The organism is Mesorhizobium sp. WSM4308, from assembly GCF_002294905.1.
In the GTDB taxonomy this organism is placed as follows: domain Bacteria; phylum Pseudomonadota; class Alphaproteobacteria; order Rhizobiales; family Rhizobiaceae; genus Mesorhizobium.
Genome location: NZ_NSFW01000021.1, coordinates 132610 through 152940 on the forward strand (window position 1 = coordinate 132610; position 20331 = coordinate 152940).

Genomic DNA, 20331 nt, shown 5'->3' on the forward strand with positions numbered 1-20331 from the left:
TGTTGCCTGTTCGACCCCTACGCCAGGCCGATCACATTTTCGTGACATCATACAGGCCCGAAGGCTCGGGGCGAGGCGACTTGCTCGCGCGCACCTCGGACTTTGGTCCAACCTTGCGCTTGCAAAAGTCCTGGAGGACAAACGCAACGGTCGGAGGTCGCTTCCGGCCAATACATCTTTCGGCGATGTTGCTCGTTGCAACGTTGGGGTGGGGGCGCCGGCTCAATCGACGGAGATCAGGATGCACGGATCGATCACGGCCCGGTGCCGCCGGCTGACGCTCGTTTCGGCGGCGGCCCTGGCACTGACCATCGTTCCCTATCGAATTGCCCTGCACGGCTCGGCCCCCGGAATCGAGGCCGCATCAGCACAGGCCAGTGGTGGCGGTGGTGGCGGTGGCGGCGGCGGTAGTGGCGGGAACAGCGCCGGCGGTAACAGCGGCAACAGCGGCAGCAGCGACAACGGAAATGCAAACGGCGGCAATTCCGCAACGGAGGGCAACGGTGACAACTCGGCGTCCGGCAAGGGTCAGAGCACCAAAGACGTCGGCCATGTCAACGGCACGACCGGTGACAAGGTCGAGGTGAGCGGCAGCAAGATCACGGTCACTCATCCCGACGGCATCACCGAAAAGATCGAGAACGGCCGTTTCAGAATGAAGGATGCGCTGGGTCGCACGATCATCGACCGCCGGGCCACGCCGGCCGATGTCAGCCGTCTGAAAGCCTTGTGAAACTGGCCAGCAGGCAACGGCCAGCGCTTTGCCCGGGAAAACCGTTTCACACTTTTCCTGGAATTGCTCCAGCGCTTTGGTTTTGCCGCAATTCCGGACGGAAAACCGTTTCACACTTTTCCTGGAATTGCTCTAAGAGCGACTTCTGTCCCGGTCGCGGAACTCACGCACCATGAGAGCCGCTTCAGTGCGGTTTCGCACATTGAGTTTGGACAGCACCCCGGTCATGTGGTGCTTGACCGTCTTCTCCTGCAGCTCCAGGCGCAAGGCAACCTCCTTGTTGCTGAGCCCCTCCGCCACCAGCCGCAGGATTTCCGCCTGCCGTTCGGTCAGTTGCCGCAACCGGTCCGCCACGCGGTCGGCGGATTGCGGGGACTGGAGATCGGAAAGCAGCCGTGCCGACAGCGTCGGCGTAAGGTAACCCTCGCCGGCTGCCACATTGCGCAGGATGTCGGCGAGCGCGCGAGATCCGACGCCCTTGAGGATATAGCCCTGCACGCCTGCGTTCAGCGCCGTGGTTACATCGGCATTGGTCTCCGAAACCGTCAGCATGACGATCTTCTGGGCGGGATGGTCGGCAAGGATGCTGGCAACTGCGGACAGACCGCCGCCCGGCATGGAGATGTCGAGCAGCAAAATGTCAGGCTGCACCGTCGAGGCGATGCGTTCGGCATCCTGCGCTGTCGCGCCTTCGCCGACGATCTCGAAACCTCCGATCTCCGACAGGCTGCGCGTCACGCCTTCACGAAATAGCGGATGATCGTCGACAATAGCGATGCGGATAGCGCCAATCATGCTTGCTCCTCGATCGAAAGACTGATCACCAATCGCGTGCCTTGCGCTCCGGTCAAGGTCTCGAACTGGCCGCCAATGCTTTCGACCCGCTCCCTGAGGCCGGCGAGCCCCAACCCATCGACCCGCGCCGGATCGAAACCCGGCCCGCTATCGGACACTTCGACAAAAAGCCTGCCATTCTTCATCCCGGCCCGCACCGTCTGATCCTTGGCCCGCCCGTGGCGATAGGCATTGTTCAACCCTTCCTGCACGAAACGATAGATGCTGATCTTTTCGGAAGTGCCGAGATCAGGCAAATGCCTGGGCAGCGTGAGCAGCACGGACGTTCCCGTCCGGTGCTGATGTTCGTCGACCGCCATCCGCAATATGTCCGTTGCCGCGGCCGTTTCGATCTGCGGCAAGACGAGACCGGTGCAGATACCGCGAATTTCGCGCATCGCATCCTCCAGCGTCTTGCGGATCATCGCGACCTCGGTCGCGCGGTTTTCGCCCCAATGGCCGTCGCCGGAGAATACCGGGCTGTCCATGCGCAGCGCCGCCAGGGCCACCAGCTGCGCCGGTCCGTCATGCAGGTCGGCGCCGATCCGGCGCAAATATCGTTCGTTGAGCGCGGTGGCGCGGCGCGACGCCCGCTGCACACGCTGCCGCAAGGCACTGTTTTGCGTCACCAGGCCTTGCAACTCCGACACCTGGCGGCGCAGCGCTCCGCGCTGATCGTCGATGGTGCGGCTGGCGCGCAGCACGATGCTCGACAGCAGCAGAAAAGCCGTCAGGGTGGTACCGGCCACGATCAGCCAGCTCGACAGCAGGGCAGAGGCCAGCGTGGCCTTGAAATCGGTGGCAACCTCGAAGAATTCGGTGACGGCCACCACCTCGCCCGACCAGGGTTCGCGCACCGGATTGTAAATCTCCAGCAACGGCACGCCCACGGCCTGCTCCTTGCTTTCGGTTTCATCGAACGCATCGAATTGGGCGGTGACGTTGCCCTGGAAGGCGGACCGCAGATCGTCGGTCAGATCAAAGCGGCGGCCGATCAAAGTTGCATCTTTCGCGTAGAGCACAGTGCCGTCTCGGCGCCAGAGCCTGAACGAGACCAGGCGCTTGCCGAGCGCGCCCTGGCCGAGCGTCTCGTCGAGCGCCTGCTTGACGGACTCGCTGAGCTCCTCGCTCTTGCGCAGGTCCGGCAGCAGCGGCGCGATCACGCTGTCGACATAGAGCGCCGTCGTGGCGGCCGAATTGCGGGTGACGCCGTCCCGGATCTGCGACGTCACCCAGGCACCCACCACCAGCATGACGGCCAGCAGGCCAAAGCCGCCGGCAACGAGGAATTGCAGGGCAAGGGAAAGCTCGCTCCAGCGCCGCGCCAAATTCTGCAGAATACGAATCATGAGTCCCTGATCGCCCTTGGATCGAACAAGCTGGACGATATCGGCACATTGAGCCTCAGTCTTGCCGTTGCCAAGACCTTCGTTAGCAAGACCTTCGTTAGAACGAGGTCGCTTGACGTGTCGAGGCGCTTGGGAAACAAGGTCCGCGGCACATGCGGCGGCAGCCGCTTCGAGGGGATGGGACGTTGAGTTTTTCGGGACTGGTGCAGCTTGGCTTTTCGACGGTGATCTTCCTTTTGGCGGCAACCGCCGCCAAGCAATGGGGACTGGCGCCGAGCCTGGGCAAGATCCTGTTGACGCTCGCGCTCTACTCCCTGGGCAATCTGATCATGCTGCGGCTGATCCGCGAATTCGGCATGTCGGTGTCGTTCAGCCTCTCGGCGGTCATCCAGCTGGTCTCGGTCAACGTCGTGGCGCTGGTGTTCTTCGGCGAGCGCGTCAACGCGCTGCAGGCCACCGGCATCGTGCTGGCGATCGCCGCCGTGGCGCTGATCACGCTCGGGCCCTATCTGCAGGGGAGTTGATCGAGATGAAGATTGCGACACCGGCCCGATGAAAGACACCGCAAGCACCCTGCTCAACCGCATCGAATTCCCGGTGCTGCTGGCCGGCCTGGTCATCGCCGGCGGCCTTTGGGGCTACGTGGAACTGATGGAGGTGGCGCGGGCAACCGCGCCGCACGCCTTCGACACCGAAATCCTGCTTGCCTTCCGCCAGGTTGGCCAACCGGCAATCCCGATCGGCCCATCGTGGCTGGAAGGCGCCATGCGCGACATCACCAGCCTCGGCAGCGCCAGCGTGCTGGTGCTGATCACTTCGGCAACGATCCTCTATCTGCTGTTGATCCGCCGGCCGGGGACGGCCCTTCTCATCTTCGTAGCCGTGGCCGGCGGCCAGGTGCTGTCGAGCCTGCTGAAAGTCGGCGTCGACCGGCCGCGGCCCGAGCTCGTTTCGCATCTGGTCAGCGAGACGTCGCTTTCCTTCCCGAGCAGCCACGCCATGCTGTCGGCGGTGACCTATCTCACGCTCGGTTCGCTCGCGGCGCGCTTCCTGCATGGCAGGGCGACGAAGATCTACGTCTTGTCGCTGGCCGTGCTGACGACGGTGCTGGTCGGCGTCAGCCGCATCTATCTCGGCGTCCACTGGCCGTCGGATGTGCTGGCCGGCTGGTGCGCGGGCTTCGCCTGGGCGATGCTGTGCTGGCTGGTGGCGCGGGTGTTGCAGCGCCGCAAGGTGGTGGGCGACGATGCCGACGGCGCCTGACTGCACCCTCGGGCTTGCGCTCAGATCAATCGGTTGATGAGGTGTCCACCACAGCCTGCCAGAACCAGAACCATCGAAAGCAGGCATGCCGATGTCATCAAGGTCTTGAAAATATTCAACCGCGTTACCCCTGCCCAGATGGGCAACACCCTAGCCTGCAATCCTCGGGAAGTATCGGGAAAAATGGACAATCAGGCGAAGGCGCTTACGCGTCAAACATTCATATTGATGCTTGAAACATCATGACAATGGCATTACACATTATTCCTGCAGACTCAGACATGGGGTCCGGCCGATGATCACTGCCGCGCAGATGCGTGCCGCAAGGGCCTTGGCCGGCATCGACCAGAAGACGCTCGCCGAACGCGCAGGCGTTTCGCTTCCGACCATCCAGCGCATGGAAGCGAGCGATGGCGTGGTCCGGGGCGTGGTCGATACGCTGATGAAGGTCATCCAGGCGCTCGACGAGGCCGGGGTGGAGTTGATCGGCGAGAACCAGGCCAGCGAACGCGGCGGCAGGGGCGTGCGCCTCAAACCCGCCGTGCCGCCAGATCGCAGGACTGAGCCGGCATAAGTCGCGACGGCGACCGCCGACATTCCTGCCGACGATCCCGCCGCCTTCATGTGCGGAAGGCAGTCCATGGATCAGACACGGCAGGCAGTGCATCAACCGACCCATAAGTCGACTCGTGGGTCGGCCCGAGGGTCGGCAAGCCCGACATTTGCCGAGTTATTCACGCCCAAGCTGGTGACGGTCTGGCGCGAAGGCTACCACCTGCCGGGGGCCTCTGCGCAAATACGGCGCACCCTGATCAACCACGGCGTCAAGCGACCGCTGGTGACCTATGCCGCCTCGATCAGCGATGCACGGACGCAACTGGCGGAGAAATGAGAGAGGCAGCCCCGTCGCAGCCAGCGTGCCTCAAGGGAGGAGGGCTGCCGGCCGTCATGGGTTGAGCGAGCTCGGACCGCTGACGAACGGGCTTCCCCTGACATAGAACCGCAGCAGCCGGTCCGCATCCTTGGTAATGCCGATCCTGATGCCCTGCCCGATGTCGCCGGCTTTTTGGCCGTCCTTCGCCAGCCATAGAGGCCCTTTCCGGCAAAGGTCGAGCCCGTCGAGCGACCGGTCGATCCGCAGCGCCGCCGCCAGCCTGCCCGGCCCGCGCGCCAGGTCGCGCAAGCGCTCGACGCCGCGATTCTGACGCATGATGGCGATCCCCTCGAGCGGCTCGAGCGCCCGGATCAGGACGCCGGTTCCGGTACCTTCCGCCTCGCTTGAGACATTCAGCATCATGGAGACGCCATAGGCGAGATAGACATAGGCGTGGCCGCGCTCGAGGAACAGCGAGCGGTTGCGCCGGGTCATCCCCCTGAAGCCATGCCCGGCGGCGTCGCCCACGACATAGGCCTCGGTCTCGACGATGCGGCCGCTGACCATGCCCTCTGGCAAATCGCGCACCACCAGCTTGCCGATGAGGAAGCGGGCGAGCGCGACCGTCTCGCTAGGCAGCTCAGGACGGGCGATCGGCGGATGATCTTCCCCATGGCTCACGGCATGCGCTCGCCCGATTGCGGATAGTCGAGCACCGCATCCTCCCGGTAGATCTCATGCTCCGCTTCGAAGTCGCCGGCATCGGAGGCAGCCCAGTGACGATCCAGAGCCGTGGGGATGCCCCAGTCCTCCATGGCAATGTCTTCCATCGCAATCCTCCTTGACCGTCATCGTGGGATGGACCGTCGTAGCACGGTCCATCCCACGGCCGTTAGCGAGAGGTCGCGCGGATCGGCCCTGAGCCCTCAGTCGAGCTTCAGTGCCGCGATTTCGCCCTCGTTCATCAGCGGCACGTAGAGGATCGACTTGCCGTCGGTGCCGATGTCGGCGCTGCCCGGCTTGAAATGCGCCACCGCTTCCGGCGCGCCGCCGGCCTTGTAGCGGTAGAGCGTGCCGGTCATGTAGGCGGTGGCATAAATGGTGTCGCCAACAGCGATGACGCCGTCGAGGTCGGCGAATTTCTGCGCGCCGGGCAGCGGCGAAATCGCCTTGCTGGCGAGATCGATGGCGAGCAGCCCGCCCGGCTCCGCCGTGCTGAAGTCGGGCTTGATGCCCTTGCCCCAGGAGGCGACGATCAGCCTGTCGCCGTCGGCGAAGACGCCGTTGGGCGAAGCCAGCAGCGCATCGCTGACGAACAGCTCCGGCCGGTCGCCATCGACGCGGTAGATCGTGTCGGCCAGCATGTCGCTGACATAGACCTTGCCCGTGTGGTCCGAGGTCATGTCGTTGAGGAAGACGGCATTCGGCACCACGATGCTGGCGATCAGCCTGCCGCTGGCCAGATCGACGACGCGGACCTTGGTGATGTCGGCGACATAGAGCTTGCCGCCCGATATCGCCATGCCCTTGGGCGCGTCCATGCCGTCGGTCCAGTGCTGGGTGATCGTCTTGCCGTCGAGGGACAGCACCGAGAGATAACCATTGCCGTCGGCGGCGCCGGGATTGCCTACGATGTTGGAGACGATGATGCGGTTGTTGGCGGCGTCGAACAGCGCCGATTCCGGCTGTTCGAGGCCCGTGGCGCGCCAGAGCTCACCGGCCTGGGCGGCTGGTGCGGCGGCGATACCGATGGCGACGACAAAGGCTGAGAGGCGGTTCATGGCTGTTCTCCTGTGATGACAGGCCAGAGCTAGGATTTTCGATACTTTTCGGAAAGCCTAATTGCCACTAGTATCAAATATCGATACGAAACCGCTGGCAAGAGGTGCATCCCATGAACGGTCTGATCTTCGAGGCGCTGAAGCGGACGCTGAAGGCCAAGGGCGTCACCTATCGCGAGCTTGCCGAACGCATGGGCGTTTCAGAGCCGACGGTGAAGCGCATCTTCCACGAGCGCAACTGCAAGCTCGACCGGCTGGTGGAGATCTGCACGGCCGCCGGCGTCGAGCTGGAAAACGTGCTCGGCTCGATGAACCGCGGGCCGGGGCCGGTCAACCACATCGCACCCGAGATCGAGCGCCGGCTCGCCGGCCGGCCGGCGCTGCTGTTCATCTTCGTCATGCTGTCGGAAAAGTTCACGCCTGAAGGCATCATGCGTTCACAGGGCCTGAGCGAGGCCTCGATGTTCCTCTATCTGCGCGACCTCGAGGAACTCGGCCTGATCGCGCTCGGCCGGGGTCTTTCGGCAAGATTGCTGGTCGAGACGCCGATCCAGTGGAATTTCGAAGGGCCGCTGAGGCCGCTGTTCGAGATGACCAACAAGAATTTCATCGGCTGGGCCATCACCCATATCGACAAGGAGGCGACCTTCGTCAGCTTCTCCAGGCGCATGCGGCCGGAAACGGCGGAGATGGTGCGGCGCGAGGCGGAGGAGCTCGCCGAGCGCGCCAAGCTGCTCGCCCATCACGACCAGCATACGACGCCCGAGGACGGGCTCACCGGCTACAAATTCACCTTTGCCTTCGGCGCGACGCCGTTTCCCGCGATCATGCCGATCGGCTCGCACCCGCGCGATGCCGGCGCCCAGCCCCCCGCTCCTGCAAAGGGACGCCGTCCCTTGCCGGCCTGACCAATCATCCCAAGCAGGATTGCATCTGGCGGCTGAGCATGTCGCGCCCGCTCCGGCGGCGCCGACTGCCACCATTCGCCACCAGCTTGCCGACCGGACGAGCCATGCGACCAGCGATGCCGACCGCGCCCATAGGGCGCGCTGGGATAGAACAGATCCGGCACCAACATTCGTGATAGGATTCGCGCACCGATTTGCCAGACTGTAGAGGACGGCTTGCCGAATGCGTGACACGCCCCCGTGAAATCGAAGTGATCCTATGCCGACCGCACCAACACTTGAACTTCGCCGCTATTCGCGCCTGAAAAATTTGCGGGCGCGCGCAGAACGCCACGGTGCTGCATTGCAGTTCTGGGCGCGTACGGCATCGCTCGCCGTGATCTTCTGCTTCTTTTCATTGATCAGCCGCTGGGATGCTTCGCTGCTCTTCGTGCTGGCGGGCCTCGTGCTGTTCCAGCTCGTCGGCCTGATCCAGTTTCTCTTTGCGCGCCGTCGCACGGCGCGATGGTGGATCGGTTACCTTGTCGGTACGCTGGACATCATTCTGTTGACCGTTCTGCTGGTAACGCCCAACCCGTTTTCCCTGGAGGTCGCGCCGGCCGCGATGCAACTGCGCGAGGGCAGCTTCAAATTCCTGCTGATTTTCGTATGCCTTGGCGCGCTGACCCTTTCGACACGATTGGCGCTCTATCTCGGCGCGCTCGCGGCCTTGACGTGGGCGATCGGGGTGGGATGGGTGATTGTTCATCCGGGGACCGTCATTCCGGCGACGAACCTCTATTCGCTGCCGGTGAAAGAGCGACTGAACCTCTACCTCAACCCCAATTTCGTCGATACATTCGCTCAGGCGACCAACGTGTTGGTCGTGCTGATTATCGGCGCGATCATGGCGCTGGTCGTCTCTCGTTCCCGGCGTCTGTCGGAAGACTATGTCAAGGCAGAGCGCGCCCGCGCCAATCTCGCCCGGCATTTTTCGCCCAATGTCGTCGACCAGCTCGCCACCGATGACGAGCCCTTCGGCCCGGTCCGCCGGCAGGATATCGCGGTGCTGTTCGCCGACATTGTCGGCTTCACACACTATTCCGAGGATCATCCGGCCGAAGCAGTGTTCGAACTTCTGCGTCAGTTCCACCGTCGCATGGAGCAGGTCGTTTTCGACCACAATGGCACCGTCGATAACTATATCGGCGATTGCATCATGGCGACATTCGGGGTTCCGCAAGCCAGCCATGACGACGCCACTCGCGCCATCCAGTGCGCTGAAGCGATGGTCGCCGCTCTCGAAGACTGGAATGTGCAGCGGGTGTCCAGGGGATATCCGCCGCTGGACGTTCGGATCGGTGCACAATATGGCGCAGTCGTCATCGGCGCGGTCGGCAGCGAGCGCAATCTGTCCTTCGCGGTGGTGGGCGACACCGTCAACGTCGCCAGCCGTTTGCAGTCGCTCTGCCGGGAGCTTCAGGCGAATATTTGCTTTGGGTCAAGACTGATTGAGGCCGCGAAGGCGGAATCGCCCACGGCACGGTTGAATGCGCGCGATCATGGACCGGTTAGCATCCGCGGCCGCGACGAACCGGTCCATGTCTGGGTCGAACGCAGAGCCGAAAGCCAGGGCACTGTCGCGGTCTCGGCATGATGCAGGCCGCCATGTGAAACGCCTGCACCTCGGCCGGATAGGCCGCGCTACAGGGGCATGTCCTGACCTAGAGCAATTCCAGGAAAAGTGTGAAACGGTTTTCCGTCCGGAATTGCGTTAAAACAAAGAGTTAGAGCGGGTTGCCGTTTCCGTGAAACGGTGAACTGCTCTAGGCCGAAGCCATCACGTGTCTGGGACGATTGCTCCAGCCTTTGCGGCTTCGGCGTCTGTGCTTGCCTTGTCGTCCCAGACCATCTGCCGGTAGTCGAAACCATATTCCAGCGTCGGCTTGACGATGCGGAAAAACGGCGACAGGTCGAAGTCGCGCGGCGTGTAGAGCGAGTGGTGGCGAATATGCAGGATCTCCTTGCGCATATAGCTCGACTGCGCCGACGCGCGGCCCGGCGCACGGGTGATCTCGGGCAGGATCGGGTAGTGGATCTCGCCATAGGCCTCGGCGATGAGCGAGGAGCAGATGGCCCGCGTCGGATTGCCGGAGCCGAAGGCCAGCATGCGGCGGCGCCAGCGCACCGGCACCGGCGGCGTCGGGAAGAAGTAGCGCAACATGTCGAAAATGTTCTTGAGGTCGTATCTCAGGCCAAGCTTGCCGATCATGAAGGCGACGACATGATCGCGGTCCTCCGGAGTGAGCCCGCTCGCCCGGCAGATGCGGGTGTTGTAGGTGCGATAGCGCGACAGCGGTACCGCCACGCAGCCTTCGCCGAGCGTCACCTCGATCAGCCGCCGCCGCTCGGTTCCGTCCTCCGGTTCGGCCAGCGCGTCGCCGACATAGAAGGCCGCATGCGACCATGTCGACTGGGTGAGGTATTTGATCGCCGCCGAAATCCTCTGGTTGCCTTCGATCAGCAGGATGTCGCCCGGCTCCAGCGTGCGGCGCAGCGTCTCGGCGTCGGATGGGGTATAGGGCTCATAGCCGGAGGATTCTTGCTGCAGCCGGCCGGCAAGCCAGCGGCCAAGTCGATCCAGAAGCGTGTCGCCAGGCTCGGTCATGGTAGAGCGTGACTAGCACGGGCAGGCGGGGGAGTGCCAGCGCGCCGGCGTTTGGTCAGCCGGCGGAAGCGCTCGTCTCGTCATGCGGCGTCGGGCTGGCCAGGTCGTCGCGCGCCTTGCGGGCCAGTTTGCGTGTCGAGCGCTTGGGGCTGTCGCCGAACAGCTCAGCCGCCTCGGCAAGGCAGGATTTCCTCAGGCGCTTCTCCGAACGCTTCAAGAGCTTGCCGAGAAGCTTTGTGTCCTGGTGCGGCCCCAGCGGCTCGTCGTCCGCCTCGAGCAGGGCGCGCATGACGAACAGGTCATGCAGTTCGCCGAGCCGCTCGCCCAGTTCATCGACCGCCTTGCGCCGCGCCTTGATCGGCGTCGGCCACAGCCGGCCCAGCAGGGACAGGTGCATGCCATGCGTTTTGGCGGCCTTGCGCAAATCATGGAAATCATTGGCTTCGCCGCGCGCGCCGGCCTTGTCGAGCGCCTTTTTGGCGCGGCGCAGAGTGACGCGTGCACCTTCGGCAAGCACGTCGGCCGCCTGTTCCGGCTGGTCGGGCAAGGCGAGGCTTTCGATCCGCTTGATGCCGTCTTCGCAGGCAGCGGTCGCCGCGCCGATCGCTGCTTCGAGGCCGGCGCCTTCGTGCAAATCGTGCTGACGGGCGACCAGCCTGTCGCGCACGGCGTCGAGCCCGCCATCGGCGCTCTCCTTGGGGAAAGCCGCCGCCAGCCGGTCGAGGGTCTCGATCAGCGCCGTTGCCTCGCGCGGAGCGGCAAGCAGCGCCGCCACGTTGCGATAGCATTGGTTCTCTGTCGTGCAGAATGTTTCGTCACCGGAATGAACCAGCCGCAGCAAGGCACGCGCGCTCTTCAGCCGCTTGCGGCATTTGTGCAGCCCCTGTTCCGGCCGGCTGCGCGCCGCATCCAGATGCTGGAGCGCCTTGCCGATTTCCGCAGCAAGGATGCGTCTGACCTCGCCGGTCAGCGGCAGGCGCGGGTCGATGCGAAAGCTCATGCGGCGATCTCCGGTATCCCCCCGAGGGCGAGCGACGCGTTGTAGAATTTCTGCTCGCCTGTCACTTCACGGCCGAGCCAGTCAGGCAGCATTTCGTCCGGCACATCTTCCGGAGTCTCGAGTTCGGCCACCACAAGTCCCGCGAGTGCACCGGCAAAGACATCGACTTCATAGAGATAGCCGCGATGCCTAACATGGTGACGTGTCTTCTCGATGACACGTCCGATGGCGAAGTCCAGCATCTCCAGGGCATCCGCCAAAGGGATCGGATATTCGTACTCGTCGCGCTCGCGAGCGCCACTGCCGAATTTGAGTGTCAGCTTGGCGGAAGCGCCGTCGCTGATGCGGATGCGGACGGTTCGCCCGGGCGCCGTGGCGAGATAGAACTGGAGGATGCCGATATCCGCCTCGGCCAGCTCCCGCCATGCGGTGCTGGAGACCAGGAACTTGCGCTCGACTTCCTTGCCCATGGCCGCGCACTAAAGCGTTTGGCGCGGGCGATGGCAAGACAACTCCGAATAGAAGTTGACTTTAATCAATCGATTGATTAAAGTACTGTCATGATCAAATTGCCCGACGCCAAAAATTCCCGCCGCGAGACATCTCCGGCGGAGCCTACCCGCGCCGCGCTCGTGCAGGCGGCGCTGAAACTGTTCGGCCGGCAGGGTTTCGATGGCACCTCGACCCGGGAGATCGCGGCCGCGGCGCAGGCCAATATCGGCTCCATCGCCTATCATTTCGGCGGCAAGGAAGGCCTCCGCGCCGCCGTCGCCGACTATATCGTCGAGACTATCCAGGCGGTCGCCTCCCAGGCACTGGCAGCCGGTCAGGCGCCAGCCAGTGGCCGTGCCGCGCCGGCGGGCGATGCGGAGGCGGCGCGCGCGCAGCTTTTCGCGGCGATAGAGGGGATCGTCGGCTTCGTCGTGGCGCAGCCGCGCGCCGGCGAGATCGTGCAATTCTTGCTGCGCGAACTGCAGCATCCCACCGCTGCGCTCGACCGCATCTATGAAGGCGTGTTCGAGCCGGCGCATCGCCGGCTATGTCATCTCTGGGAGCAGGCGACCGGCGAGCCGGCCGAAAGCGAGCGGACCCGGCTCACCGTGTTCACGCTGATCGGCCAGGTCGTCTATTTTCGCATCGGCCGCGAGGCGGTGAAGCGCCGCATGGGCTGGCACGACATCGGCGCCGCCGAGGCCGCCAAGGTCGCGGCCGTCACGACGGACAATCTCAGCGCCATGCTGGCCGCCCGAATGGGATCAAAACCCCAAATGGGATCAAAACCCCCAATTGGATCAAAACAATGAGTTTCCTCTGCTCCTTGCCGCTTGCCGCTCAACTCTTCGGCGCCTGTGCGCCCGCCGCTCCGCTCGCCGTCGGCTATGTCGAGGGCGACTATGTGCTGCTGGCGCCGATCGAGGTGGCGCAGGTCGAGACCGTCGCCGTCAAGCGCGGCGATCGCGTCACGCCGGGGGCGACGGTGGTGACGCTGGAAAGCGCCGACGCCAGGATCGCGGTGGCGCAGGCCGAGGCAAGCCTCGCGCAGGCGCAGGCGCAGCTCGCCGACCTGCAGGTCGGCAAGCGGCCGGAAGAGATCGCCGCACTCAAGGCGCAGGTCGACATGGCCAAGGCGCAGGCCGACGACGCCAAGCGCAAATACGACCGCGCCGCCGATCTGTTCAAGCGCGGCACCGGCACCCAGGCCGACTACGACACCGCCTCGGCGACGCTGGAGACCGCCAACGCCCAGGTCGGCCAGGCGCAGGCCAATCTCGCCGTCGGCGGCCTGCCGGCGCGGCCCGAGACGATCAAGGCCGCCGACAATCAGGTCAAGCAGGCGCAGGCAACCCTGCGGCAGGCCGAGTGGCGGCTGTCCAAGCGCACGCTCGCCGCCCCTTCGCCCGGCCGCGTCAACGACGTCATCCGCAATCCCGGCGACACCGCCGGCCCGACCGCGCCGGTCATCTCGATGCTGCCTGACGGCGCGGTGAAGCTCACCGTCTACATACCGGAGGCCGCCTTCGCCTCGGTCAGGATCGGCAGCCTGCTCAGCGTCCATTGCGACGGCTGCGGCCCCGATGTGAAGGCGCGCGTCAGCTATGTCTCGCCCGATCCCGAATTCACCCCGCCGGTGATCTATTCGCTCGAGAACCGGCAGAAGCTGGTCTATCTGGTCGAGGCGCGGCCGGAGGGCGACGCCGGCCCGCTGCAGCCCGGCCAGATCGTCGATGTCGACCTTGCGGAAACGGCCAAATGAACGCCATCGACGTTCACGGCCTGGTCAAGCGGTTCGGCGACAAGACCGTCGTCGACCATGTGACGATGTCGGTCGCCGAGGGTGAGATCGTCGGCTTCCTCGGCCCCAACGGTTCGGGCAAGACCACCACCATCCGCATCATGTGCGGCCTGCTGACGCCCGACGAAGGCGAAGGCACGGTGCTGGGTTTCAACATCCGCACCGACTCGCTCAGCATCAAGCGCGAAGTCGGCTACATGACGCAGAAATTCTCGTTCTACGAGGATCTGACGATCGGCGAGAATCTCGAATTCGTGGCGCGGCTCTACCAGCTGAAACCGGTCGAGGACTATGTCGCCAGGACGCTTGATGAACTCGGCCTCGCCTCGCGCCGCGACCAGCTGGCCGGCACGCTGTCCGGCGGCTGGAAGCAGCGGCTGGCGCTCGCCGCCTGCATCATGCACAAGCCGAAATTGCTGCTGCTCGACGAGCCGACGGCCGGCGTCGACCCGAAGGCGCGGCGCGAATTCTGGGACGAGATCCATCGCCTCGCCAGCGGCGGGCTGACCGTGCTGGTCTCGACCCACTACATGGACGAGGCCGAGCGCTGCCACCGCATCAGCTACATCTCCTATGGCAAGATGCTGGCCACCGGCACCGTTGAGGAGGTGGTGAAAAACGCCGGCCTGACGACGTTCGTGGTGCAGGGTCCACAGCTCGCCAAGGTGGCCGAAGAGCTGCAGGGCCGCCGCGGTGTCGACCAGGTGGCGCCGTTCGGCGCCACGCTGCATGTCGTCGGTTCCGACAGGAAGAAGCTCGAGGCAGCCCTCGCCGATGTCGAGAAGGAGCACAAGGGCGTGACCGTGGTGCCAGGCGAAACCAGCCTGGAGGACGTCTTCATCCAGTTCATGTCGGGGTCGAAGGACAATATGGCATGAGACAATATGGCGTGAACAGCGTCTTCTCCTTCGCCCGGCTCGGCGCGCTGCTGATCAAGGAGTTCATCCAGATGCGGCGCGACCGCATCACCTTCGCCATGATGCTCGGCGTGCCGCTGCTGCAGCTCATTCTGTTCGGCTTCGCCATCAACAACGATCCCAAGGGCTTGCCGACGGCGCTGGTGGCGATGAGCAACGACCAGTATACGCGCGCCATGGTCTCGGCGCTGCAGGTGACGGGCTACTACCATTTCGACCATGTCACCGAGAGCGCCGAAGAGGCGGAGTTCCTGATGGCGCGCGGCGACGTTTCCTTCGTCGTCACCATCCCGGCCGACTTCGCCAGCCGGGTCGAGCGCGGCGACAATCCGCAGATCCTGATCGAGGCCGACGCGACCGATCCCTCGGCCGCGAGCGGCGCCATTTCCACGCTGAGCACGGTGGCGAGCCAGGCACTGCTGCGCGCGCAAGGCATGCAGGCGGCCGCCGCCGAGAATGCCAGGCAGCAGCTGCAGGTGGTGGTGCACCATCGCTACAATCCCGAAGGCATTTCGCAATACAACATCGTGCCCGGCCTGCTCGGCGTCATCCTGCAGATGACCATGGTGATGATGACGGCCATGGCGCTGACGCGCGAAACCGAGCGCGGCACGATGGAAAACCTGCTCGCCATGCCGTCCAGTCCGGCCGAGATCATGCTGGGCAAGGTGCTGCCCTTCCTTGTCGTCGGCGCGGTGCAGGTCGCGGTGGTGCTGGTGGCGGCGAAGCTTCTGTTCGATATTCCGTTCGTCGGCAGCCTGACGCTGCTGTTGTCGTCGGTACTTGTCTTCGTGCTGTCGCTGGTGCTGCTCGGCTACACCATCTCGACCATGGCCCGCTCGCAGATGCAGGCCATGCAGCTCACCTTCTTTTTCTTCCTGCCGTCGCTGCTGTTGTCCGGCTTCATGTTCCCCTATCGCGGCATGCCGGGCTGGGCCCAGGCGCTGGGCGAAATCTTCCCGCTGACGCATTTCCTGCGCATCACCCGCGCGGTGATGCTGAAGGGCGCCGACTTCCATGCCATCGCCACCGAGATCGGCTGGCTGGCCGTGTTCGTGCTGGTGTTCGCGGGCACCGCGCTCTTGCGGTTCAGGCGCACGCTGGACTGACGGGCGCTCGCGGGAAGGTCGCTGAAAGGCTACCCTACGTGCAAGCCTCTTGATTGGATGGCAGCCCGTCGGGCCGCGCCGATGGTGGGCACGGCTGAGAGGATAGGGCGATCAGGCGGCTGCCATGATCCCGGCATAGGTGCCGAAATCGACATTGCCGCCGGAAAGCACCACGGCGACACTTTTGCCGGACAGTTCGATCTCGCCCGATGACAGAGCCGCGAGCGCCACGCAGCCGCCCGGCTCGACCACCAGCTTGAGATAGGCCATGGCATCGCGCATCGCCTGTGCGGTCGCCTTGTCGGAGACGGCGACGGCGCCGGCGAGGTTTTTGCGGTTGATTTCGAAGGTGATGGCGCCCGGCTCGGCGGTCAGGATCGCGTCGCAGATCGAGCTATGGCCCGGTTCGTTCGAAACCCGGGCGCCGGCGGCGAGCGAGCGGCGCGTGTCGTCGAAATGCTCGGGCTCGACCGCCCAGACCGCGGTGCCCGGCGAGGCATCCTTGACCGCCACCGAAATGCCGCTCGACAGGCCGCCGCCCCCGCAGGGGATGACGACGGCGTCGAGGCTGACGCCAAGCGCCCTGGCCTGCCGCATGAGTTCGAGGCCGATCGTGCCTTGCCCGGCAATGATGGCCGGATCGTCGAAGGGCGGCACCAGCACCATGCCCTTGTCGATATAGGGGCGAACCACGCTCATGCGGTCATCGCGAAAGCGGTCGAAGGGCACCACTTCCGCCCCCAGCTTGCGGACATTGCCGATCTTCATCGCCGGCGCGTCCGCCGGCATGGCGATGACCGCCTTGACGCCGAACATGGCCGCCGAAGCGGCCACCCCCTGCGCATGATTGCCCGAGGAGAAGGCGACGACGCCACGGCGGCGCTCTTCCTCGCTCAGCGACGACAGCTTGTTGTAGGCGCCGCGGAACTTGAACGAGCCGGTGCGCTGCAACGTCTCCGGCTTGAACAGGATGCGGCCGCCGAAGCGCCTGTTCAGCTCGGCCGATTCGATCAAGGGGGTTTCGACGATCAGGCCGGAAAGCCGCGCCGCGGCGGCGTGGATGTCGGCAATGCCGGGAGGGGTGGTCATGCGAAGTCCAGCAAAAGAGGCAGTCTCTTCTCATGATGCCCGCAAACGGCCGTGGCGCACCATCGAAAAAATGTGACCGTTACAAAGTTGGTGGACTGTCTCCGCCGTCGCCGCGATGCCCCGCCGACATCTCGCCGGTTTCACCCAAGCAACGTCCGCTGCCTCTTGGTCCCGCCCAGCTTGCGCCAATTGTTGAAGCGGTGGGTGGCGGCGGCAAACGAGATCTTCATCTGCTGGGCGACCGAATAGCGCGACTTGCCTTCGTCGAACATGCGGTAGCAGCACTCCACCCCTTCCTCGGTCAGCTTGCCGTCGGGGGCCTTGTTGTGTGGATTGGCGGGGTCGAATTTCTCGATCTGCTGCTCGACCAGGCCCTTCAGGCGCTGCAGATCGGCCTCGATGCTGGCGATGAGATCGAGAACGGGTTTCGGGTCGAAATGCTGGGGGTGCGGCTTCGTCATGCGGGGATCCTCGTTCTTGTCTTAGGTTCAGCTATATAGGGGAATCTTTGCCAATAAGGAAGAAGCGGGGCCGCTCGCACGCTTCAACAATTCTTGAACCCGTGACCCTCAGCGCGATTGACCCGGAGCAGGGCAGGCCATAGTTTAGAACAATTCTAAACTAGGGTCTTTTCCTCATGCTTTCCCGTGTTTTCGGCTTCGGCCGCCGCCCCTTCGAATCGCTCTCCGAACAGGAAATCCTGGCGCTGGCCATTTCATCCGAGGAAGATGACGGGCGCATCTACCGGGCCTACGCCGACGGGCTGGCGGAAAGTTTTCCGCAATCGGCGAAAGTGTTCGAGGAGATGGCCGAGGAAGAGGACGGCCATCGCGACTCGCTGATCGAGCTCTTCCGCAAGCGCTTCGGCGAGCGCATCCCGCTGATCCGGCGCGAACATGTGAAGGGCTATTATGAGCGCAAGCCCGACTGGCTGGTGAGGCCGCTCGGCATCGAGCACGTGCGCAGCCAGGCCGAGGCCATGGAGCGGCAGGCCTACCTGTTCTACGTCGAAGCGGCAAAGCGCACGACAGATGCCTCGACGCGAAAACTTCTCAATGACCTGGCGATAGCCGAACAGGGCCACGAGACGCTGGCGCAGCGGCTGGAGCAGAAGCACGTGCCCGGCGAGGTGAAGGATGAAGAGGCCGCCGCCGAGCAGCGCCAGTTCATCCTGACTTACGTGCAGCCGGGCCTGGCCGGCCTGATGGACGGTTCGGTGTCGACGCTGGCGCCGATCTTCGCCGCTGCCTTTGCCACGCATGACACCTGGCAGACCTTCCTGGTCGGGCTTGCCGCGTCGATCGGCGCCGGCATCTCCATGGGTTTTACGGAAGTGGCTTCCGACGACGGCAAGCTCTCAGGTCGCGGCTCGCCGATAAAACGCGGCATCACCACCGGCGTCATGACATCGGCCGGCGGCCTCGGCCACGCCTTGCCCTATCTCATTCCGCATTTCTGGACGGCGACGGCCGTCGCCGCCGTGGTGGTGTTCTTCGAACTTTGGGCCATCGCCTTCGTCCAGAACCGCTACATGCAGACCCCTTTCCTGCGCGCCGCCTTCCAGGTGGTGCTGGGCGGCGCGCTGGTGTTCGCGGCCGGCGTGCTGATCGGCAACGCGTGAGGGCGGTTCTCCCTTCCCCCACAAGGGCCACAAGGGGGGAAGGAAGAAGGCTTACCCATTCACCGCCCGGCTGTCCGCCGGCGCCTCCTCCCTTTCGGTCAGCCCATAATCCCTCACTACATGCGCGATCCGCAGTCGATAGCCGGCAAAGATTCCGCCGCGGCCGGCCTGCTGCGCCTGCCTGTGTTCTTCGGTGTTGCGCCAGGCCTTCACCGCGTCCTCGTCACGCCAGAACGACAGCGACAGGATGCGGTTCGGATCGGCGAGGCTCTGAAAACGTTCGATCGAGATGAAGCCATCACTGCCGTCGAGCAAGGGACGCAGATTGGCGGCGATGGCGAGATACGCATCGCGCTTGCCCTCGGCAGGCTGCACCTCGAAAATGACGGCGATCACGGCAGCACCAGCTTGGCGTGCGGCCCGGAGACGTGTTTCAGGAACATGCGGTCCTCCTTGAGGATGAATCGTTCTCGCTTGGCGAACTCGTAGTTTGCCTTGCCGGCGGGATCGGCGGCAAGCCGGGCGCGATAGGCTTCATAGGCCGCCAGGCTTTCAATGTTGTAGGCGGCGTAGGCCGTCGTCGCCGAGCCTTCATGCGGAGCATAGTAGCCGATCAGATCGGCGCCGCAGCGCGGAATGGCCTGGCCCCAGTTGCGGGCATATTCCTCGAAGGCGGCCTTGCCGAACGGGTCGATCTCATAGCGGATGAAGCAGGTGATGGTCATGGTCGTCTCCTTGGGTTCCTGCATCGACGCTTCGAGCGCGGTCGAAACGTCATACGCATCGATGTGCTAGGCATTTCCTGCCAGGAGCCATTGTCGCTTGCGTCGCCGGCGCCTTGATCTGACCGGAGAATAATGGCTATCTGACAAGAATGCTTCGATAAGGAACGAACTATGCGTGAAGGACCCGACATCGCCCGCATCGCCAGCCTGGTCGGCGACCCGGCCCGCGCCAACATGCTGAACGCGCTGATGGGCGGCACGGCGCTGACGGCGAGCGAACTGGCGCTGGAAGCCGGCGTGTCGCTGCCGACCGCCTCGTCGCATCTGTCGAAACTGATGGAGGGCGGGCTGCTGACCTTGGCCAGCCAGGGTAGGCACCGCTATTACGGCCTCGCCGGCCCGCAGGTGGCCGGCATGATCGAGGCCATCACCGGTCTCGCCGAGGCTGTCGGTCCGAAGCGCGTGCGGCCGGGTCCGCGTGACGGCGCCATGCGCGTCGCCCGCGTCTGCTACGACCATCTCGCCGGCGAGCAGGCGGTGGCGATGCTCGACCGCCTTGTCGAGAAGGACATATTGCTGCGCGATGACAGGGAGATCAGGCTCGGACCGTCGGCGCCATCGCATTTTGCGGCGATTGGCATCGATGTCGACGCAAAGCCGCGCCGACCGGTCTGCCGCGCCTGCCTGGACTGGAGCGTGCGCCGCTCGCACCTCGCCGGCACGCTGGGCGCCGCCATCCTCGACAAGATCCTTCTGGAAAAATGGGCGCGCCGCGAAAAAGACAGCCGCGCGGTGATTTTCTCGCCGCCCGGCAAGCAGGCCTTCGAGAAGGTGTTTTTGGCTTAGTTTGCCGGCGCCTCAACCTTCGTCATCCTACGGCGGAGCAGCCGCAAAGCGGCGTCGCGGAGACCCTAGGATCCATGCCGCGATCTCAGAGCGCCGCAACGGTGCAGAACCTTGCTGCCAGCACGGCGAGGAAGATCGCTGGCTCCTGTGCCGCCGTGTTTTTCCTTGGCGTCCCGGCATGGATCCTAGGGTCTGCGCCGCGTCGCTTCGCTCCTTGCTTCGCCCTAGGATTGTTTGAGAAGGATCAGGTAGTCTGGCGGCCGGGACTGCGGCCCATCACAGCCGGCAGTCCCGGCGGCAGGCGACCGTCCCTGGGATCGGGCGAGCACCCGACGTCATCAT

24 protein-coding genes and 1 pseudogene are annotated in these 20331 nt (G+C 64.4%); 13 read left to right on the forward strand and 12 right to left on the reverse strand.

Features of this window, described 5'->3' with window-relative positions:
- Positions 1–241 precede the first annotated feature (241 nt).
- Positions 242–733, forward strand: coding sequence for a hypothetical protein (locus CK227_RS30875; RefSeq protein WP_095804219.1), 492 nt, complete (start codon positions 242–244; stop codon positions 731–733).
- A gap of 132 nt (positions 734–865) precedes the next feature.
- Here the strand turns inward: CK227_RS30875 and CK227_RS30885 are convergent, their stop codons facing one another.
- The gene (locus tag CK227_RS30885) at positions 866–1528 is read right to left on the reverse strand and encodes a response regulator transcription factor (protein ID WP_095776167.1); all 663 of its coding nucleotides are present in this window, start codon (positions 1526–1528) and stop codon (positions 866–868) included.
- Entirely contained in the window at positions 1525–2916 is a 1392-nt protein-coding gene (locus tag CK227_RS30890) for a sensor histidine kinase (RefSeq protein ID WP_095776166.1), read from the reverse strand. The genes CK227_RS30885 and CK227_RS30890 overlap by 4 nt, the downstream gene beginning before the upstream one ends.
- 185 nt (positions 2917–3101) lie before the next feature.
- On the opposite strand from CK227_RS30890, the gene CK227_RS30895 reads away from it, so the two are divergent.
- The 4 genes from CK227_RS30895 to CK227_RS30910 all read left to right on the forward strand — a co-directional run bounded on the left by CK227_RS30895 (position 3102) and on the right by CK227_RS30910 (position 5071).
- A complete protein-coding gene (locus CK227_RS30895; protein ID WP_095776165.1) occupies positions 3102–3440 on the forward strand; it encodes a hypothetical protein in 339 nt (112 codons plus the stop codon).
- A gap of 28 nt (positions 3441–3468) precedes the next feature.
- Positions 3469–4179, forward strand: a complete 711-nt coding sequence (locus CK227_RS30900; RefSeq protein WP_095776164.1) for a phosphatase PAP2 family protein — start codon at positions 3469–3471, stop codon at positions 4177–4179.
- Positions 4180–4474: 295 nt separating this feature from the next.
- Positions 4475–4753 carry a helix-turn-helix transcriptional regulator gene (locus CK227_RS30905; RefSeq protein ID WP_095776163.1) on the forward strand — a complete coding sequence of 93 codons (279 nt, stop codon included), beginning with the start codon at positions 4475–4477 and terminating at the stop codon, positions 4751–4753.
- 66 nt (positions 4754–4819) lie between these two features.
- A complete protein-coding gene (locus tag CK227_RS30910; protein ID WP_179296596.1) occupies positions 4820–5071 on the forward strand; it encodes a hypothetical protein in 252 nt (83 codons plus the stop codon).
- A 54-nt stretch (positions 5072–5125) separates the two neighbouring features.
- Here the strand turns inward: CK227_RS30910 and CK227_RS30915 are convergent, their stop codons facing one another.
- From CK227_RS30915 to CK227_RS30925, 3 genes and pseudogenes are all read right to left on the reverse strand, one after another.
- Positions 5126–5752 carry a DNA-3-methyladenine glycosylase gene (locus CK227_RS30915; RefSeq protein ID WP_179296597.1) on the reverse strand — a complete coding sequence of 209 codons (627 nt, stop codon included), beginning with the start codon at positions 5750–5752 and terminating at the stop codon, positions 5126–5128.
- Positions 5737–5868 (reverse strand): annotated as a pseudogene (locus CK227_RS30920) (nuclear transport factor 2 family protein); the annotation flags it as partial. The pseudogene CK227_RS30920 and the gene CK227_RS30915, both read right to left, overlap by 16 nt.
- Before the next feature lie 111 nt (positions 5869–5979).
- Positions 5980–6834, reverse strand: a complete 855-nt coding sequence (locus CK227_RS30925) for a PQQ-binding-like beta-propeller repeat protein (protein WP_095776160.1) — start codon at positions 6832–6834, stop codon at positions 5980–5982.
- Positions 6835–6947: 113 nt separating this feature from the next.
- Between CK227_RS30925 and CK227_RS30930 the strand changes: the two genes are divergently transcribed.
- Together CK227_RS30930 and CK227_RS30935 are read left to right on the forward strand one after the other, a co-directional pair.
- The gene (locus CK227_RS30930; protein ID WP_095776159.1) at positions 6948–7742 is read left to right on the forward strand and encodes a helix-turn-helix transcriptional regulator; all 795 of its coding nucleotides are present in this window, start codon (positions 6948–6950) and stop codon (positions 7740–7742) included.
- A gap of 259 nt (positions 7743–8001) precedes the next feature.
- Complete coding sequence (locus CK227_RS30935; protein ID WP_095776158.1) at positions 8002–9378, forward strand: adenylate/guanylate cyclase domain-containing protein; 1377 nt, start codon at positions 8002–8004, stop codon at positions 9376–9378.
- A gap of 183 nt (positions 9379–9561) precedes the next feature.
- Here the strand turns inward: CK227_RS30935 and CK227_RS30940 are convergent, their stop codons facing one another.
- Genes CK227_RS30940 through CK227_RS30950 form a run of 3 tightly spaced genes read right to left on the reverse strand, consistent with a single transcriptional unit; the run spans position 9562 to position 11859 of the window.
- The gene (locus tag CK227_RS30940) at positions 9562–10389 is read right to left on the reverse strand and encodes a lipo-like protein (RefSeq protein ID WP_095776157.1); all 828 of its coding nucleotides are present in this window, start codon (positions 10387–10389) and stop codon (positions 9562–9564) included.
- Positions 10390–10444: 55 nt separating this feature from the next.
- A complete protein-coding gene (locus CK227_RS30945) occupies positions 10445–11389 on the reverse strand; it encodes a CHAD domain-containing protein (protein WP_095776156.1) in 945 nt (314 codons plus the stop codon).
- Positions 11386–11859, reverse strand: a complete 474-nt coding sequence (locus CK227_RS30950) for a CYTH domain-containing protein (RefSeq protein WP_095776155.1) — start codon at positions 11857–11859, stop codon at positions 11386–11388. The genes CK227_RS30945 and CK227_RS30950 overlap by 4 nt, the downstream gene beginning before the upstream one ends.
- A gap of 90 nt (positions 11860–11949) precedes the next feature.
- Here CK227_RS30950 and CK227_RS30955 point away from each other — a divergent pair, with 90 nt between their 5' ends.
- From CK227_RS30955 to CK227_RS30970, 4 genes are read left to right on the forward strand one after another with little or no spacing between them, the layout of a single operon-like run.
- Complete coding sequence (locus CK227_RS30955; RefSeq protein WP_095776154.1) at positions 11950–12693, forward strand: CerR family C-terminal domain-containing protein; 744 nt, start codon at positions 11950–11952, stop codon at positions 12691–12693.
- On the forward strand, positions 12690–13643 hold the full coding sequence (locus CK227_RS30960) for an HlyD family efflux transporter periplasmic adaptor subunit (protein WP_095776153.1): 954 nt from the start codon (positions 12690–12692) through the stop codon (positions 13641–13643). Before CK227_RS30955 ends, CK227_RS30960 begins: the two co-directional genes overlap by 4 nt.
- On the forward strand, positions 13640–14560 hold the full coding sequence (locus CK227_RS30965) for an ABC transporter ATP-binding protein (protein ID WP_095776152.1): 921 nt from the start codon (positions 13640–13642) through the stop codon (positions 14558–14560). Before CK227_RS30960 ends, CK227_RS30965 begins: the two co-directional genes overlap by 4 nt.
- Positions 14557–15708: an ABC transporter permease gene (locus CK227_RS30970; RefSeq protein WP_348628984.1), complete on the forward strand. Its 1152-nt coding sequence runs from the start codon at positions 14557–14559 to the stop codon at positions 15706–15708. The genes CK227_RS30965 and CK227_RS30970 overlap by 4 nt, the downstream gene beginning before the upstream one ends.
- A 111-nt stretch (positions 15709–15819) precedes the next feature.
- On the opposite strand, the gene CK227_RS30975 is transcribed toward CK227_RS30970, so the two are convergent.
- Positions 15820–16797: a threonine/serine dehydratase gene (locus tag CK227_RS30975; RefSeq protein ID WP_095776151.1), complete on the reverse strand. Its 978-nt coding sequence runs from the start codon at positions 16795–16797 to the stop codon at positions 15820–15822.
- A 140-nt stretch (positions 16798–16937) separates the two neighbouring features.
- Complete coding sequence (locus CK227_RS30980) at positions 16938–17258, reverse strand: hypothetical protein (RefSeq protein ID WP_019862259.1); 321 nt, start codon at positions 17256–17258, stop codon at positions 16938–16940.
- A gap of 176 nt (positions 17259–17434) precedes the next feature.
- Between CK227_RS30980 and mbfA the strand changes: the two genes are divergently transcribed.
- Positions 17435–18418 (forward strand): iron exporter MbfA, encoded by a 984-nt coding sequence (mbfA, locus tag CK227_RS30985; protein ID WP_095776150.1) that lies wholly within the window; start codon positions 17435–17437, stop codon positions 18416–18418.
- Positions 18419–18469: 51 nt separating this feature from the next.
- Here the strand turns inward: mbfA and CK227_RS30990 are convergent, their stop codons facing one another.
- Both CK227_RS30990 and CK227_RS30995 read right to left on the reverse strand, forming a co-directional pair.
- On the reverse strand, positions 18470–18814 hold the full coding sequence (locus CK227_RS30990) for an antibiotic biosynthesis monooxygenase (protein ID WP_095776149.1): 345 nt from the start codon (positions 18812–18814) through the stop codon (positions 18470–18472).
- Positions 18811–19143 carry an NIPSNAP family protein gene (locus tag CK227_RS30995; RefSeq protein ID WP_095776169.1) on the reverse strand — a complete coding sequence of 111 codons (333 nt, stop codon included), beginning with the start codon at positions 19141–19143 and terminating at the stop codon, positions 18811–18813. The genes CK227_RS30990 and CK227_RS30995 overlap by 4 nt, the downstream gene beginning before the upstream one ends.
- 171 nt (positions 19144–19314) lie before the next feature.
- Between CK227_RS30995 and CK227_RS31000 the strand changes: the two genes are divergently transcribed.
- Positions 19315–19989 carry a winged helix-turn-helix domain-containing protein gene (locus tag CK227_RS31000; RefSeq protein ID WP_095776148.1) on the forward strand — a complete coding sequence of 225 codons (675 nt, stop codon included), beginning with the start codon at positions 19315–19317 and terminating at the stop codon, positions 19987–19989.
- The last annotated feature ends 342 nt before the right edge of the window (positions 19990–20331 follow it).

What these genes read in the sequence shown, in the direction of transcription:
- CK227_RS30950 (WP_095776155.1), bottom strand. Translation starts at nt 11,859, where the DNA reads ATGGGCAAGGAAGTCGAGCGCAAGTTCCTGGTCTCCAGCACCGCATGG.
- CK227_RS30940 (WP_095776157.1), bottom strand. Translation starts at nt 10,389, where the DNA reads ATGACCGAGCCTGGCGACACGCTTCTGGATCGACTTGGCCGCTGGCTT.
- CK227_RS30980 (WP_019862259.1), bottom strand. Translation starts at nt 17,258, where the DNA reads ATGACGAAGCCGCACCCCCAGCATTTCGACCCGAAACCCGTTCTCGAT.
- CK227_RS30995 (WP_095776169.1), bottom strand. Translation starts at nt 19,143, where the DNA reads ATGACCATCACCTGCTTCATCCGCTATGAGATCGACCCGTTCGGCAAG.
- CK227_RS30910 (WP_179296596.1), top strand. Translation starts at nt 4,820, where the DNA reads ATGGATCAGACACGGCAGGCAGTGCATCAACCGACCCATAAGTCGACT.
- CK227_RS30890 (WP_095776166.1), bottom strand. Translation starts at nt 2,916, where the DNA reads ATGATTCGTATTCTGCAGAATTTGGCGCGGCGCTGGAGCGAGCTTTCC.
- mbfA (WP_095776150.1), top strand. Translation starts at nt 17,435, where the DNA reads ATGCTTTCCCGTGTTTTCGGCTTCGGCCGCCGCCCCTTCGAATCGCTC.
- CK227_RS30935 (WP_095776158.1), top strand. Translation starts at nt 8,002, where the DNA reads ATGCCGACCGCACCAACACTTGAACTTCGCCGCTATTCGCGCCTGAAA.
- CK227_RS30875 (WP_095804219.1), top strand. Translation starts at nt 242, where the DNA reads ATGCACGGATCGATCACGGCCCGGTGCCGCCGGCTGACGCTCGTTTCG.
- CK227_RS30885 (WP_095776167.1), bottom strand. Translation starts at nt 1,528, where the DNA reads ATGATTGGCGCTATCCGCATCGCTATTGTCGACGATCATCCGCTATTT.
- CK227_RS31000 (WP_095776148.1), top strand. Translation starts at nt 19,315, where the DNA reads ATGCGTGAAGGACCCGACATCGCCCGCATCGCCAGCCTGGTCGGCGAC.
- CK227_RS30905 (WP_095776163.1), top strand. Translation starts at nt 4,475, where the DNA reads ATGATCACTGCCGCGCAGATGCGTGCCGCAAGGGCCTTGGCCGGCATC.
- CK227_RS30960 (WP_095776153.1), top strand. Translation starts at nt 12,690, where the DNA reads ATGAGTTTCCTCTGCTCCTTGCCGCTTGCCGCTCAACTCTTCGGCGCC.
- CK227_RS30930 (WP_095776159.1), top strand. Translation starts at nt 6,948, where the DNA reads ATGAACGGTCTGATCTTCGAGGCGCTGAAGCGGACGCTGAAGGCCAAG.
- CK227_RS30975 (WP_095776151.1), bottom strand. Translation starts at nt 16,797, where the DNA reads ATGACCACCCCTCCCGGCATTGCCGACATCCACGCCGCCGCGGCGCGG.
- CK227_RS30955 (WP_095776154.1), top strand. Translation starts at nt 11,950, where the DNA reads ATGATCAAATTGCCCGACGCCAAAAATTCCCGCCGCGAGACATCTCCG.
- CK227_RS30965 (WP_095776152.1), top strand. Translation starts at nt 13,640, where the DNA reads ATGAACGCCATCGACGTTCACGGCCTGGTCAAGCGGTTCGGCGACAAG.
- CK227_RS30925 (WP_095776160.1), bottom strand. Translation starts at nt 6,834, where the DNA reads ATGAACCGCCTCTCAGCCTTTGTCGTCGCCATCGGTATCGCCGCCGCA.
- CK227_RS30970 (WP_348628984.1), top strand. Translation starts at nt 14,557, where the DNA reads ATGAGACAATATGGCGTGAACAGCGTCTTCTCCTTCGCCCGGCTCGGC.
- CK227_RS30945 (WP_095776156.1), bottom strand. Translation starts at nt 11,389, where the DNA reads ATGAGCTTTCGCATCGACCCGCGCCTGCCGCTGACCGGCGAGGTCAGA.
- CK227_RS30900 (WP_095776164.1), top strand. Translation starts at nt 3,469, where the DNA reads ATGAAAGACACCGCAAGCACCCTGCTCAACCGCATCGAATTCCCGGTG.